Raw genomic sequence first — 13,424 nt, 5'->3', positions numbered from 1 at the left:
AAGCGAATGGACTAAAAAAACGGCATTAGTTTGTGGTTGTCAAAATGAAGAGTTAATTTTGCAACCTAATAATCATGCGTTTTTTAGCAGAAAGAACGTTTTTTCATAGCAGACCAAATCAAAAGTAAGAATGACATTTTCAACACAAGATATAACAAAAAAGTGCGCCTCGCTGCCTGCCTCGCTGATTGCTGACGACGTGAACAGCGCACTGCAAACGCACCATTCACTTGTCATCACGGCTCCGCCTGGCGCCGGCAAGTCGACATTGCTGCCTCTAACCATCCTCTCCTCGCTCGGCGAGGGCGAGAAGATACTCATGCTCGAGCCACGCCGACTGGCTGCGCGACAGATTGCGGAGCGCATGGCGCAGATATTAGGCGAAACGGTGGGCGAGACGGTGGGCTACAGAGTGAGGTTCGAGAGCAAGGTGTCGAAGCGTACACGTATCGAAGTGCTGACAGAAGGCATCCTCACACGTATGCTCGTAGACGATGCAACGCTCGACGGTGTGAGCATCGTCATCTTCGACGAGTTTCACGAGCGTAGCATCAACTCCGACCTTGCACTCGCACTAACACGCCAGGCACAACAGATAATACGCCCCGACCTGAAGATTGTTATCATGTCGGCGACTATCGACGCCTGCGGTATCTGCGCAGCTTTGAAGGCTCCGCTAATAGAGAGCGAGGGACGCATGTTCCCCGTAGAGCTGCACTACGCTGACGAGGACACCGACCCGCGCGACATAGCCGCCGTAGCAGCCTCAACAACGATCGAAGCGTACAAGAAACACGAAGGCGACATACTCGTGTTTCTGCCAGGACAGGCAGAGATAGAACGTTGCTTTGAACTTCTCAGCAACTCTCAACCCATCACCACCACAACACCTCACCATCTCACCATACACCCCCTTTACGGCAACCTCTCGCCAGAGAACCAGCGTCGCGCCATCGCCCCGTCTGCACCTGGCGAGCGCAAGATTGTGATAGCAACGCCTATCGCCGAGACATCCATCACGATTGAAGGCGTGCGCGTAGTGATTGACGCAGGTCTGTGCCGACAGGTAGTGTTCGACGCACGCACCGGACTGAGTCATCTTCAGACCGTGCGCATCAGCATGGACATGGCTACGCAGCGCATGGGACGCGCCGGACGCGTGGCTAAGGGCGTGTGCTACCGCCTTTGGACGAAAGCGTCGGAGCATCTGATGGCTGAGCAGCGCAAACCGGAGATTGAGGAAGCCGACCTCGCACCGATGGTGCTCGACACGGCTGCCTTCGGCGAGAGCGACGCAGAAGCCCTTCCGTGGCTCACCATGCCGCCACGTGCCGGTGTGTTCAAGGCGAAAGAACTGCTCATGTCGCTCGGTGCTATCGACGAGAACGGCAATATAACGCCTATCGGCAAGCGCATAGCAGCACTACCCTGCCACCCACGTATCGCAAGAATGATTCTCGCAACAACCAATCTCACCACCTCAACATCTCACCACAACACCACCTCTTTAGCTTGCGACATAGCCGCTCTGCTCGAAGAAAAAGACCCACTATCCGAGACCGGTGGCACCGATCTTACTCTGCGCCTCTCCGCCCTGCGCGCCACACGCCGTAAGGGTCAGATGGGCAGATGGCAGAGCATAGCGAAGATTGCAGCCGAATACCGTCGCATGGCACACACCGACGAGGACAACCGCGACCCTGCACCTACGGAAGTGGGACTGCTCGTGGCTCATGCCTATCCGGAGCGCATCGCACACAGCACGAACAGCATCGGTAGCTACCGCCTTGCAAGTGGTGCCAATGTGCAGTTGGATGCCACCGACCAGCAGTCGGCTCACTCGTGGCTTGCCATAGCATCGCTCCATAGTGCACCTGGAGCTACGGGCAGAGTGTTCCTCGCTGCACCGATAGACCCAGAGGATCTGAACGCAGAGTTCGTAAAGGAGATTGACAACATTTCGTGGGACACCAAGCAGGGCTGCGTGGTGATGCAGCGCGAACAGCGCATAGGCAAACTCATGCTCAGCGAGAAGCCAATACACGATGCCGACAAAGAACAAGTGAAGAGCATAGTGTGCGAGGCGATGAAGAAGGACGGACTGACGATGATGGCATGGAGCGAGAAAGCCGTGGAGCAGGTGCAGCGACGTGTGGCGCAGGTGGCTGCGTGGCACCCCGAAATGGCGTTGCCCGACGTGTCGACCGAGCACTTGCTGAGCACAGCTGCCGACTGGCTACCGTTCTATCTTGAAGAAGGAGGACGCGTGAAGTCGAGCGTTCAAGAACTGAGAAAGCTTAACCTTGCAGAGATAATATGGAACCTCCTGCCATACGAAGCACAGCAGGAGGTAGACCGACTGGCACCGACACACATCGAAGTGCCTACGGGGTCGCACATACGCATCGACTACCGCACTGGAGCCGAAGCACCGGTGCTGAGCGTGCGCCTACAAGAATGCTTCGGAATGGAGCGCACGCCGTGTGTTGACGATGGCAAACGACCGGTGCTTATGGAACTTCTGTCGCCGGGCTTCAAGCCCGTGCAGCTGACGCAAGACCTTGCCAGCTTCTGGCAGGGCACTTACTTCGAAGTGCGCAAGGAGCTAAGACGCAGATACCCGAAGCACTACTGGCCCGAAAATCCACTGGAAGCGGAGGCAGTGAGGGGCGTAAAAAGAAAATGAACGCTTATATCGTATTGATAAACGTTCATTGTATAAGACAGTAAAAGTTACGATTAATACATACGCGTCGGTCGATGCGGATGTCTGCGTCGGTCGATGCGGATGCCTATATATAGACAAATACAAGGCGTAGTATCTGCAAACATCCGCCAAACCTTAAATCTACAGGCTTTTTAATAAGCCTTTATGCGATAGATTATACCCAACTCCAAGCGGTCGGTGTTGTAATCGGTGAGCGTGCTGCGACGTGTGTAGTTGTACTTGCGACCTGCATAGGAAAGGAACACACGGAAGTCTTGCTTCTTCACTGGAAAGTACTCCAAGGTGCCCACGTAGCCATAGCTGCGACGATAGTTGTGCAACAGCTCGCTGTTGCATACGGTAGTGATGCCATATATGCCCTTCAACTGAAGGTTCCACGATGGCGCGAACTGCCAGTCGGACTTGGCTGTTAGCGTGTGATACTTCACCTTGCCGAAGTGGGGATTGACCTCGGTTTCACCATCAGCGACATTAAGCAACGGCATCACTTCTGACGTGGCGATGCCGAGCTGGTCGAGGTCGTCGAACGCACCCATATAGTCGAGGTAGCACTGTAACTTGGGCAGATTGAGTTGCTGTCCCAAGGTTATCATCTTGCTGTACTTGCCCTTGGCCTGTGTCTGCACTCCACACGACCAGCGCGTGTTGAGCACTCCGCCGAACATCGACCCGTTCCAGTTGAGGATATATACAAAGGGGGCGTTCGACTTCTTCAACGGTGCCACCTTGCTGCCATTCACAATCACGGGAGTCTCGCCATATCGTTCGGAAAACTTCTCCTGATACGTATTGCTCACCTCTACAGCTATCTCATGATTGGGCGTGGGACGATAGCTTGCCATCACACCCGTCATAAAGTCGCCCATATTGCCCACTACGTCCGAATACTCGTAGACATAAATCGGGTTCTCGTCAAACTCATAGCCGCCCCACAACTGCGCCAACTTACCGCCAGCGATAGTGAACTTGTCGTTGATGTTGTAACCCACCATCATAATGTCAGTAGCCTTAGCAAAGTTGTCAAGACTCTGACCTGCCGACGACTTATTTAGTCGGTGACGCAGACGATAGAAGAGTTTGTCGTTGATGGTGCCTTTGATCTCAAGACGCAACTGACGGTTGGCAAACTTCGAGTCCCACTCGTCGGTGCGACTGTCGTGCTCAGCCCTCACCGAACCGGCAAAGTTGACGTAAACATTGAAGGCATCGTGCTTCTTCTCCAGTTTGGTTATACGCTCGGCGATTGACTGCACACCGTCGTCATTGCCACCCATAAGCGTGTTATTACCCTGTGCTGCTGCACTTAAAGACACAAAAAGTGACGATATTACAAGTAAGAATTTGTTCATTGTTGTTTAAGTTAATTGTAATACAAAAGTACAAAAAATTATTGAATAACCTTTCTTTTGCAAAAAACAATCGCTCGTTTCAGTTTTTTTCTGTAATTTTACACTCTTAAAAACAATATCAATTGTGTAAATACAGAATATGAAGAGCTTACTTATAAAGGACACTACCGTCGACGAGCGTATGCAGATTGTGAAGGAAGCACTCGGCGGATTCGGCAACTGCGACTGCGAAGGCATCGACATGGACGATATGTACGACGACTATATCTTCGGGAGACGCGAACTGGCGGACATCAACCGCGAATTCAGCCAGCAACACGCCGGTGCGGTGAAGGCAGAAGACCGCGAAAAACGATCGGGATGTGCCATGCACTAATCTTTAAAACAACAACAATCACACAACGAACGATAAGAAAATGGAATTGATACTGAAATACTTCCCTAATCTCAGCGACACTCAGCGCGAACAGTTCGCTGCGCTGAAGGCTCTCTACGAGGACTGGAACAGCAAGATTAATGTCATCTCGCGCAAGGACATGGACAACTTCTACGAGCACCACGTGCTCCACTCGCTTGCCATAGCTCACGAGATACGCTTCCGCGAAGGCACAAAGGTGCTCGACCTCGGTACGGGTGGCGGCTTTCCGGGCATACCACTCGCAATCATGTTCCCCGACAGCCAGTTCAAGCTCATCGACCGCACGGGCAAAAAGATTCGTGTGGTGAACGAGGTGGCGCAGGCTATCGGACTGAAGAACGTAGTGGCTGAACAGCTTTCGGGCGAAGAGGAGAAGGCGCAGTACGACTTCGTGGTGAGCCGCGCCGTGATGCCCCTACCCGACCTCGTGAAGATTATAAAGAAGAACGTGAACCGCAAGAACCAGCACAACTCGCTGCCTAACGGACTCATCTGTCTTAAAGGTGGCGACCTGCAGGCTGAAACAAAGCCGTTCAAGAACATCGTGAGCCTCACCGAAATACACGATATGTTCAAAGAGGAGTGGTTCAAGGAGAAGTATCTCATCTACCTACCCCTGTAAAAGTAAAAAGGTAAAAGAGTAAAAAAGTAAAAAAGTAAAAAGGTAAAATATAGGAGGTATGGGCATCTTGCCCATACCACGCAGTCTCCCCAAAGCCACTAAAATAAAGAGGCAAGGCTTAAAGAGGCTTAGAAATACTTAGTTAGGCTTAAACACCACCATAAAGAGACCTACAAAAAGAAAAGAAGAAATGCTCAAGATAGAAACATTCACATGCAACATGCTGCAGGAGAACTGCTATGTTGTTAGCGACGAGACCAAGGAGTGCGTCATCATCGACTGTGGTGCATACACCGAGGCAGAGAAACTCGCCATCGAGAAATACATCAACGAGAACGAGCTGCGTCCAGTACATCTCATTGCTACGCACGGACACCTCGACCATAACTTCGGCGATGCCTTCATCACCAGCACCTACGGCTTGCCGTTGGAGCTCGATGCATCTGACGAGGCTTACGTTCGCGCTGCCGACAAGCAGGCTGCGCTCTTCGGCATAGCTCTCACAGAGCCTATCGCTTCGGACATCAAACCGTTCACAGCAGGTGCCCACCTCAAGTTCGGCTCGCACGACATTGAAGTGATAGAAACACCGGGACACTCTATGGGCAGCGTAGTGCTTTACATCAAAGACGAGCGCGTGGCGTTCACCGGCGACACTCTCTTCCGCGGCTCTATCGGCAGAACCGACTTCGAGGGTGGAAGTATGCTGATGATTATACAGAGCCTGCGCATGTTCGTGCAGTTCCCCGACGACATCACGCTGCTGCCTGGACACGGACCGAAGACCACAATGGGATATGAGCTGGCGCACAACCCGTACTTGGACCGATAGATGAAAGCAGAAAAAATAATTCTCGGCATCGACCCAGGTACGAACGTGATGGGATATGGTGTGCTGCGAGCCGTGGGCAACAAGGCAGAGATGCTGCACATGGGCGTGATAGACATGCGCAAAGACCACGACCCTTACCTGCGTCTTGGCAAGATACACGAGCAGGTGACGGCGATAATCGACCGCTTCCTGCCCGACGAGATGGCTATCGAGGCTCCGTTCTTCGGCAAGAACGTGCAGTCGATGCTCAAGCTCGGACGATCGCAAGGCGTAGCCATAGCAGCTGCTGTGGGACACAGCGTACCCGTACACGAGTATGCACCGATGAAGATAAAGATGGCTATCACGGGGCAAGGTCAGGCTTCGAAGGAGCAGGTGGCAGCCATGCTGCAACGCCTGCTGCGCATCGAAGCTGACGAGATGCCGAAACTGATGGATGCCACCGACGCTCTTGGCGTGGCTTACTGCCACTTCATGCAGCAAGGCAACCCTGTAAGCGACACTCACTATAGCGGTTGGAAGGACTTCATAAACAAAAACCAAGATAAGGTGAGCCGCATCGGACACTAAGCGACACACACTACTGTAGCAGCTTTATATCTGTAAAGAAAAACAAGAACGTATGAAAAAGTTGTTTATAATATTGGCACTTGTATGTATGTCGGTACTGAGCACATCGGCTCAGGAGATATACGACGAGGTGAGAAGAATTGAAAAGGAGGCAAAAGCATTTGCCAACGACACGAAAAACAATTTGGAGGCACGCAAGATAGCTACGTTCAAATACGATGCTATCTACTATCTCATCGACAAAGCGAGCCAAGAACCTCTCTTCAGCGAGTACGAATTGGGTGTGCAGACAAATGCTATGATTGAATTTGTGAACCTCTTCGTAAGCAAACTCAGCACTTTAAAAAAGAACAAAGACAAGGATATGCTGAAAGCGGTGTTCCGCACAGCTACTATCAACAACTCACTCTTCAACGACGTTGACAAGGAAGTGATATACAGTTATGTGGACAACGAGAACTTTATAACACAGTTCTCTCTTGATACAGACTGGCCAAAAGCATTGGCAGAGGCGCAAAGCAAATAAGCTTTGCACTTTTTTTATCGTCCCACTTCAGGATGTTCGCCAAAGAAACTGAGCGAACAGTCCGTCACATCGTCACTCTCCACCGCTATATCATCGATTGCACGCGTGTATAGCATTCGTTCGCCCGACTTTGCCGTTATTCTCAGCTTTAGCTTTCGCGCATCGGCATGTGGAAAGGTGTAGAGTTCGTATGTTGATTTACCTCTGTATGCAAGCCTTTCCACGGCATGTGACTCCGTCTGACGCGAACTCACCTTGCCGTATCCCGTTGTGGGGTCGAGCGTACTGCTACCGCCTGTGTAGTAAAACGATAGAGTGTCTATCTCTTGCGGTGTAACGTCGCTAAGCGTCACACGCAACTTGGCTATACAATGTTTCAAGGTGATGTCGTGAGAAGCCTTACCTTTTATGTCTAATTCGCCATAATAACAATAGGTATCGGTAAGTTTGTTCTTCTTGAACGTTACGGTATTTGGCTCCGATATTGTAGGTGCGGCATTGCCGTTCTCCGCAACAAATACAAACGAATACTTGCCTTTGGGTATGGCAAGCGACACTTTTCCAAAATCCTCATCGCTGCTGAGTTGAGTGATTGTGCGATAATTCAGACGCTCTCCTCCTGCATCGAACACCGAGAAACTCAACCGCTTACACTTGCTTTTCAGCGAAGCAGTGCCATTCTGCGCCGATTCTACACCGAGCACATTAAACTTCACGTTGAGTGTAGGTAGTTTATTTCCATTGTCGTCTTTGTTATCAACCACCACATCGCCACCTTCGTTGGTGCTTTCTACGAATTGTTTCTCGCATGAAGCACCAACAAACACAAGGGCAGCAAGGGCAATGTGCACACAAATAGTCTTGATATTCATAGATAGTAGTAGTTTGAAAGATTTGCATTTAGGCGATTACCACTTCGGCTTTCTGCCCTTGTAGCCGCTCTTATTGTTACGATTGTTGCGCCCCTTACGGCTATCGCGAGTGTCCATCTCGTCTCTGCCCTCGCGACGTTCAAACTCCGGGCGACGGTTGTTGCCGAAGTTGCGTCCGTAGTTAGGAGCCGGCACACCAGCATATAGTTTCTGTATGAGATCTGCTCTACCTATGCGGCGTAGCTCCTGCTCGATGGCGCGGCGTTCCTCCGGTTTGTACCAGAAGAAGAACTGACGCTGTGCGAGCTTCTCTCGCGGAGTCTTTGCACTGAACACCGGCTCCAGCGTGTAGGGATCATAGCCCGTGTACCATGTCTCCGTGCTCACGGTCATTGGTGTCGGTGTGAAATCCTGCACCTGCTCCAGATGGAAGTCAAGTTGCTTTGTGAGCACTGCGAGCTCAGCCATGTCCTCTTCTCTACAACCCGGATGCGAACTGATGAAGTAAGGAATTATCTGCTGGTTGAGATGCTCCTCACGGTTTATGCGGTCGAAGATACACTTGAACTCGCCGAACAGCTTGAACGACGGCTTACGCATGAGCTTGAGCACCGCATCCGACGTGTGTTCGGGTGCCACTTTGAGTCGTCCGCTCACGTGTTTGGTGATTAGTTCGCGTGTGTACTGGCGTGCTACGGCATTGATTGCCTCGTCCTTGCTACGATGCAGCAACAGGTCGTAGCGCACACCGCTACCGATGAAGCTCTTCTTTATGCCGGGCAGAGCGTCGACGGCGTGATATATCTCGAGCAGCTTCGAGTGGTCGGTGTTGAGGTTGGGGCACACCTGCGGATGGATACACGACGGACGTTTGCAGACGGCGCACGCCTTTGGGTTGTTGCCGTGCATACCGTACATATTGGCCGACGGACCACCGAGGTCGGAGAGGTAGCCCTTGAAGTCGGGCATCTCTATCACCTTCTTCACCTCCTCCACGATGCTACGCTTAGAACGGCACGCTATAAACTTGCCCTGATGCGCACTGATTGTGCAGAAGGCGCAACCGCCGAAGCATCCGCGGTGCAGATTGACCGAGAACTTAATCATCTCGTAAGCCGGTATGCGCTTGCCCTTGTACTTGGGATGTGGCAGACGGGTGTAAGGCAGGTCGAACGAGCGGTCGAGTTCGTCAGAGGTCATCGGCGGATAAGGCGGATTGACAACGGCATACTTGTTGTCTACTGCCTGCAGTAGTCGCTGTGCGTGCATCTTGTTCGACTCCTCTTCGATGTGCCGGAAATTGTCTGCTTGCGCCTTCTTGTTGCGCAAACACTCCTCGTGGCTGTGCAGCACGATGTCGTCGTCGCCAATGCCGTTGGGTATCTCCTTCTCACGGCAGAGGTAAACGGTCTGCGGAATGTCGTGCACTGCGCTTATAGGCAAGCCCTCGGCGAGGTTGCGACAGAGTTCTACAATAGGTTTCTCGCCCATGCCGTAGATTATCATGTCAGCACCCGAGTCGCAGAGTATGCACTTCTGCAGCGAATCCTTCCAGTAGTCGTAGTGCGTCAGACGGCGCAACGAAGCCTCGATGCCGCCCAATACGACGGGCACATCGGGGAATAGTTGCTTCAAAATCTTTGTATATACAATGGTAGGATACTCCGGACGACAGTCGTGACGACCGTCCGGACTATAAGCATCTTCCGAACGTAGACGTTTGCCAGCTGTGTATTTGTTCACCATCGAGTCCATGCAGCCCGGTGCTATACCGAAGAACAGATTAGGACGACCCAGCTTCTTGAAGTCGCGGAAGTCGCCATGCCAGTCGGGCTGTGGCACGATAGCCACGGTGTAGCCCGCAGCCTCAAGTGTACGACCAATCACTGCCGCGCCAAACGAGGGATGATCCACATAGGCATCGGCAGAGAAGAGAATGACGTCGACGGAATCCCATCCACGCAGTTCGATTTCTTTCTTTGTTGTAGGCAACCAGTCGGTAAGACGGTATTCTTTCATTGTATATTCTTTTCGTTATTAAATAACCAGACTGATTACTTACTCGCCATCAGTCGGTTGGGCTTCTGCATTCTCCTCAACGTGAGACGGAGCCCACTCGCGATAAAGCGCGATGAGGTTCTGCAGTCCGAGAGCCTTCATATTGTTATTGTAAATCACGTCAAGGCAAAGATCGAGCAGAGCCTTATCGTTCTCAACAGTGTTCTCGAGCAACGAGCGCACGTGGAACTTCAATTTGTCAAGCACTGGCTCATCTACAAAGCCATTGCTGTCTACCAGACCATCAAACAAAGAGTATTTACTTATTGTTTGCAGATGTTCGTCACTTATCTCTATACTTCTTGTGCCTGAGGCGTTAGCTTGGATTTTATACATGGCAATTCGTTTTTTGGTTATTATTACAAAATTAAATAAAACGGACGACATGACCAAAACAATTTGTTTTTTTATCTGCCTAATGCACGATATAACCTAAATAGGTTTAATTAATGTCAAAAATAACGCCCATTATAGTTCCACATATAATAGTTTTAGTACTTTTGCAACATAATATAAAAGACTATGAAGAAATTTTTTATAATGTCATTCATGCTCATGCTTAGCGTATGCTTCGCCATGGCTCAGGAGAATCAGGCTTCGATCAAGTTCGACAAAGTGGTTCACAATTTCGGCACATTCTCAGAAGATGAGCCAACTCAGAAGTGCGTGTTCACCTTCACAAACACTGGCACAGCACCGCTTATCATTAATCAGGCTGTAGCAAGCTGCGGATGCACCATACCTTCATACACAAAGGCTCCTATCAAGCCAGGCGAGAAGGGCGAGATAAAGGTGACATACAACGGCACTGGCGCATTCCCTGGTCACTTCAAAAAGACCATCACTGTGCGCACCAATGGTGTAACAGAGCTCACACGCCTCTACATTGAGGGCGTTATGAGCGAGACTAAGAAATAAGCAAAAACAATCATTACAAACCATACTGGGTGGGGAGAGAAACTGACAGACGTTTGCTCCCCACCTTTTTTATTTCAATACATACACTTATGATATTCTACTTCTCAGGAACCGGCAACACGAAGTGGGCTGCGAGCAAGACTGCCGCTGCCCTCGACGACCAACTCATAGACATAGCAGCCACACTGAAGCACGCCGATAGCGACAGCACATTCAGCTACGAACTGAAGGACGACGAGCCCATGGGATTCTTCTTCCCCGTACACGGTTGGCGACCACCACTGATAGTGAAGGAGTTCGTGCGCCGCCTACGCATCAATCAAGCTGGCAGCTACTGCTACGTCGTATGCACGGCTGGCGACAACGTGGGCGAGGCTGTCGACATTCTGGAAAAAGACTTGGCGGAAGTGGGCATCAAGGTGCACAGTGCAATATCGCTCATCATGCCCGAGTCGTACGTCGGACTGCCATTCATGGACGTGGATAAACCCGAAAAAGAAGCCAAAAAGAAGCGCGAAGCCGACGAGAAACTCTCAAAGTTCATCGACGACATACGCCAACGACGCCACGGCATACGCGACATCCTCATCGGCAACTGGCCACGCATCAACAGCCGACTCATCGGCGATGTGTTCATCCGTTGGATTATCAAAGACACCCCGTTCCGCGTAGACCCCAACCGTTGCATCAGTTGTGGTCTGTGCGTCAACAACTGCCCCGTCAACGACATGGCAATGGACGAGAACAGACACCCAGTATGGCTACACAACGGCAAGTGCCTATCGTGCTTCGCTTGCTATCACCACTGCCCCACCCGAGCCATCGAGTACGGCGGAAGAACAAAAGGAAAAGGACAATACTACTTTGAAAAAGTAAAAGAGTAAAAAGTAAAAGAGTAAAAAGTAGGAGGTATGGGCATCTTGCCCATACCACGCCACCACAAAAGCATATCTTTAAAGGTAAAAGAGTAAAAAAGTAAAAGGTAAAAAGTTAAAGATTTATCATTCGCATCGACCGACGCGGATACTCGTAACGGTCGATGCGGATGCTATCAGTAGTTTCTTTCTCCGAAGATATACGTACCGACACGCACCATCGTAGAGCGACACTCGGCAGCAATGTGGTAGTCGTGGCTCATGCCCCACGAACGCTCGCAGAAAGCATCATCGTCTGCAAAGTAGCGCGCCTTCACCTCGTCGAAGAAGTCGGCGGCAAGCATGAACTCCTTGCGTATGACACTTTCGTCATCCACGTGCGATGCCATCATCATCAGTCCGCATATCTGCACGTTCTGCAGCGCACGCCACTCGCCACCCTCAAGCAGCTCGCGACACGCGTCGAGCGACAGTCCGTACTTGGTCTCCTCCTCAGCGATGTGCAACTCCAACAGAACCTTTATCGTGCGTCCATGCGCAGCTGCCTGCTTGTTTATCTCGCGGAGCAACTTCAGCGAGTCGACAGCGTCAATCATCGAGATGTAAGGCGCGATGTACTTCACCTTGTTGGTCTGCAGATGACCAATGAAGTGCCACTCTATATCCTTCGGCAGCACCTCCACCTTACGCGACAACTCCTGCTCACGACTCTCGCCAAACACACGCTGTCCGGCATCATACGCCTCCTTGACGTACTCGGCAGGATGAAACTTACTGACAGCCACAAGTCGTACGCCTTGAGGGAGGCTGTCCGTCACCTCACGAAGTCTGTTTGCAATGCTCATACCTTACGGAGTTTTATTGTTAATTGTTAGTCTTTTCGTAGGAGGCTACGGCTTTCCTGCCGTAGCCATTGCCATCTATAGTGCATACTTGCGATGCCTACGGCAAGGATACCATAGAATTATGGGTTGCAGTGCCTACGGCAAGAATGCCGTAGGCTCCTACTATTCGCCTTAAGCTTTAACCCTCAAACTCGGGCTTATCGTTCTTCTCTTCTTTCTTTACAGGCGCGTTGTGCTCAAACACGTCCATAATCTTTGTTTCAGAGATGTTCGCGATGATATAGTCGATAGCAGTCTTGCCCATAGACTCCTCAATGTTCTTAACCGCAGCGTTGAATGTAGCAGCCTGAACGAGGAAGTTTACAGCAGTACGCTTCTCCTTAGCAGTCTTCTCGTCGATAGTGATGAACGAAAGCTTCGCCTTGTACCAGCGGTCGTCGGTGTCCGAATCGCTGAAGAATATCTCACCATAAGCAGCCGGAGTGATGTTCTTCACCTCGAACTCGCCCGTTACGAACGCCTCCATCTCCTTCGTGATAACCTCTTCAGCCTCGCCGAAGCTCAAAGCATCTACTACATACACTTCGCTTACCTTCTTCTGTCCACCATCTTCTGTCTGACGGTCGTAGCGCACTGTGGTTTCAAACCAATTTGCTGTTCTTGATCTCATTACTATTATATTTATTTGTTTCCTTAATTACGAACGACAAAAGTAACAATTAATTCTGAGATACGGAATAAACACACCCGATAAATAATATTTTTTAATCTCAATCAATCGGATCAAATAATATTGTTGTGTTTTTAACAA

14 protein-coding genes are annotated in these 13,424 nt (G+C 50.8%); 8 read left to right on the top strand and 6 right to left on the bottom strand.

Features of this window, described 5'->3' with window-relative positions:
* The first annotated feature begins 130 nt into the window (after positions 1–130).
* Positions 131–2,686, top strand: a complete 2,556-nt coding sequence (gene hrpB / locus HMPREF0673_RS12160; protein WP_007903013.1) for an ATP-dependent helicase HrpB — start codon at positions 131–133, stop codon at positions 2,684–2,686.
* Between the two features lie 173 nt (positions 2,687–2,859).
* Here the strand turns inward: hrpB and HMPREF0673_RS12155 are convergent, their stop codons facing one another.
* The gene (locus HMPREF0673_RS12155; protein WP_007903010.1) at positions 2,860–4,077 is read right to left on the bottom strand and encodes a porin; all 1,218 of its coding nucleotides are present in this window, start codon (positions 4,075–4,077) and stop codon (positions 2,860–2,862) included.
* Between the two features lie 139 nt (positions 4,078–4,216).
* On the opposite strand from HMPREF0673_RS12155, the gene HMPREF0673_RS12150 reads away from it, so the two are divergent.
* The 5 genes from HMPREF0673_RS12150 to HMPREF0673_RS12130 all read left to right on the top strand — a co-directional run bounded on the left by HMPREF0673_RS12150 (position 4,217) and on the right by HMPREF0673_RS12130 (position 7,045).
* Positions 4,217–4,453: a hypothetical protein gene (locus HMPREF0673_RS12150; RefSeq protein ID WP_007903007.1), complete on the top strand. Its 237-nt coding sequence runs from the start codon at positions 4,217–4,219 to the stop codon at positions 4,451–4,453.
* Positions 4,454–4,493: 40 nt separating this feature from the next.
* Positions 4,494–5,117, top strand: coding sequence for a 16S rRNA (guanine(527)-N(7))-methyltransferase RsmG (gene rsmG / locus HMPREF0673_RS12145; protein ID WP_007903004.1), 624 nt, complete (start codon positions 4,494–4,496; stop codon positions 5,115–5,117).
* Positions 5,118–5,307: 190 nt separating this feature from the next.
* Positions 5,308–5,949, top strand: coding sequence for an MBL fold metallo-hydrolase (locus tag HMPREF0673_RS14410; protein ID WP_007903002.1), 642 nt, complete (start codon positions 5,308–5,310; stop codon positions 5,947–5,949).
* Complete coding sequence (ruvC, locus tag HMPREF0673_RS14405; protein WP_007902997.1) at positions 5,950–6,519, top strand: crossover junction endodeoxyribonuclease RuvC; 570 nt, start codon at positions 5,950–5,952, stop codon at positions 6,517–6,519.
* A 52-nt stretch (positions 6,520–6,571) separates the two neighbouring features.
* Entirely contained in the window at positions 6,572–7,045 is a 474-nt protein-coding gene (locus tag HMPREF0673_RS12130; protein WP_007902993.1) for a hypothetical protein, read from the top strand.
* Between the two features lie 14 nt (positions 7,046–7,059).
* Here the strand turns inward: HMPREF0673_RS12130 and HMPREF0673_RS12125 are convergent, their stop codons facing one another.
* Genes HMPREF0673_RS12125 through HMPREF0673_RS12115 form a run of 3 tightly spaced genes read right to left on the bottom strand, consistent with a single transcriptional unit; the run spans position 7,060 to position 10,311 of the window.
* Positions 7,060–7,917, bottom strand: a complete 858-nt coding sequence (locus HMPREF0673_RS12125; protein WP_007902991.1) for a FimB/Mfa2 family fimbrial subunit — start codon at positions 7,915–7,917, stop codon at positions 7,060–7,062.
* Between the two features lie 36 nt (positions 7,918–7,953).
* Entirely contained in the window at positions 7,954–9,936 is a 1,983-nt protein-coding gene (locus HMPREF0673_RS12120; RefSeq protein WP_007902989.1) for a YgiQ family radical SAM protein, read from the bottom strand.
* Between the two features lie 39 nt (positions 9,937–9,975).
* Complete coding sequence (locus HMPREF0673_RS12115; RefSeq protein WP_022429452.1) at positions 9,976–10,311, bottom strand: hypothetical protein; 336 nt, start codon at positions 10,309–10,311, stop codon at positions 9,976–9,978.
* A 186-nt stretch (positions 10,312–10,497) separates the two neighbouring features.
* On the opposite strand from HMPREF0673_RS12115, the gene HMPREF0673_RS12110 reads away from it, so the two are divergent.
* Together HMPREF0673_RS12110 and HMPREF0673_RS12105 are read left to right on the top strand one after the other, a co-directional pair.
* Entirely contained in the window at positions 10,498–10,893 is a 396-nt protein-coding gene (locus tag HMPREF0673_RS12110; RefSeq protein WP_007902984.1) for a DUF1573 domain-containing protein, read from the top strand.
* An 89-nt stretch (positions 10,894–10,982) separates the two neighbouring features.
* A complete protein-coding gene (locus HMPREF0673_RS12105; RefSeq protein ID WP_007902983.1) occupies positions 10,983–11,777 on the top strand; it encodes an EFR1 family ferrodoxin in 795 nt (264 codons plus the stop codon).
* 167 nt (positions 11,778–11,944) lie between these two features.
* Here the strand turns inward: HMPREF0673_RS12105 and HMPREF0673_RS12100 are convergent, their stop codons facing one another.
* Positions 11,945–12,613 carry a YggS family pyridoxal phosphate-dependent enzyme gene (locus HMPREF0673_RS12100; protein ID WP_007902977.1) on the bottom strand — a complete coding sequence of 223 codons (669 nt, stop codon included), beginning with the start codon at positions 12,611–12,613 and terminating at the stop codon, positions 11,945–11,947.
* A gap of 178 nt (positions 12,614–12,791) precedes the next feature.
* Complete coding sequence (locus tag HMPREF0673_RS12095) at positions 12,792–13,283, bottom strand: DUF4494 domain-containing protein (protein WP_007902975.1); 492 nt, start codon at positions 13,281–13,283, stop codon at positions 12,792–12,794.
* Positions 13,284–13,424 lie beyond the last annotated feature (141 nt).

Origin of the sequence: Leyella stercorea DSM 18206, assembly GCF_000235885.1 — a bacterium.
GTDB classification, from domain to species: domain Bacteria; phylum Bacteroidota; class Bacteroidia; order Bacteroidales; family Bacteroidaceae; genus Prevotella; species Prevotella stercorea.
The sequence above is the reverse complement of the archived record's forward strand: the minus strand, read 5'-3'. Positions and strand labels throughout refer to the sequence as shown.

Excerpts from the sequence above, each read along its gene's own strand:
- HMPREF0673_RS14410 (WP_007903002.1), top strand. The coding sequence starts at position 5,308 with ATGCTCAAGATAGAAACATTCACATGCAACATGCTGCAGGAGAACTGC.
- HMPREF0673_RS12100 (WP_007902977.1), bottom strand. The coding sequence starts at position 12,613 with ATGAGCATTGCAAACAGACTTCGTGAGGTGACGGACAGCCTCCCTCAA.
- HMPREF0673_RS12105 (WP_007902983.1), top strand. The coding sequence starts at position 10,983 with ATGATATTCTACTTCTCAGGAACCGGCAACACGAAGTGGGCTGCGAGC.
- HMPREF0673_RS12120 (WP_007902989.1), bottom strand. The coding sequence starts at position 9,936 with ATGAAAGAATACCGTCTTACCGACTGGTTGCCTACAACAAAGAAAGAA.
- HMPREF0673_RS12125 (WP_007902991.1), bottom strand. The coding sequence starts at position 7,917 with ATGAATATCAAGACTATTTGTGTGCACATTGCCCTTGCTGCCCTTGTG.
- hrpB (WP_007903013.1), top strand. The coding sequence starts at position 131 with ATGACATTTTCAACACAAGATATAACAAAAAAGTGCGCCTCGCTGCCT.
- HMPREF0673_RS12095 (WP_007902975.1), bottom strand. The coding sequence starts at position 13,283 with ATGAGATCAAGAACAGCAAATTGGTTTGAAACCACAGTGCGCTACGAC.
- HMPREF0673_RS12150 (WP_007903007.1), top strand. The coding sequence starts at position 4,217 with ATGAAGAGCTTACTTATAAAGGACACTACCGTCGACGAGCGTATGCAG.
- HMPREF0673_RS12115 (WP_022429452.1), bottom strand. The coding sequence starts at position 10,311 with ATGTATAAAATCCAAGCTAACGCCTCAGGCACAAGAAGTATAGAGATA.
- HMPREF0673_RS12130 (WP_007902993.1), top strand. The coding sequence starts at position 6,572 with ATGAAAAAGTTGTTTATAATATTGGCACTTGTATGTATGTCGGTACTG.
- HMPREF0673_RS12155 (WP_007903010.1), bottom strand. The coding sequence starts at position 4,077 with ATGAACAAATTCTTACTTGTAATATCGTCACTTTTTGTGTCTTTAAGT.
- HMPREF0673_RS12110 (WP_007902984.1), top strand. The coding sequence starts at position 10,498 with ATGAAGAAATTTTTTATAATGTCATTCATGCTCATGCTTAGCGTATGC.
- rsmG (WP_007903004.1), top strand. The coding sequence starts at position 4,494 with ATGGAATTGATACTGAAATACTTCCCTAATCTCAGCGACACTCAGCGC.
- ruvC (WP_007902997.1), top strand. The coding sequence starts at position 5,950 with ATGAAAGCAGAAAAAATAATTCTCGGCATCGACCCAGGTACGAACGTG.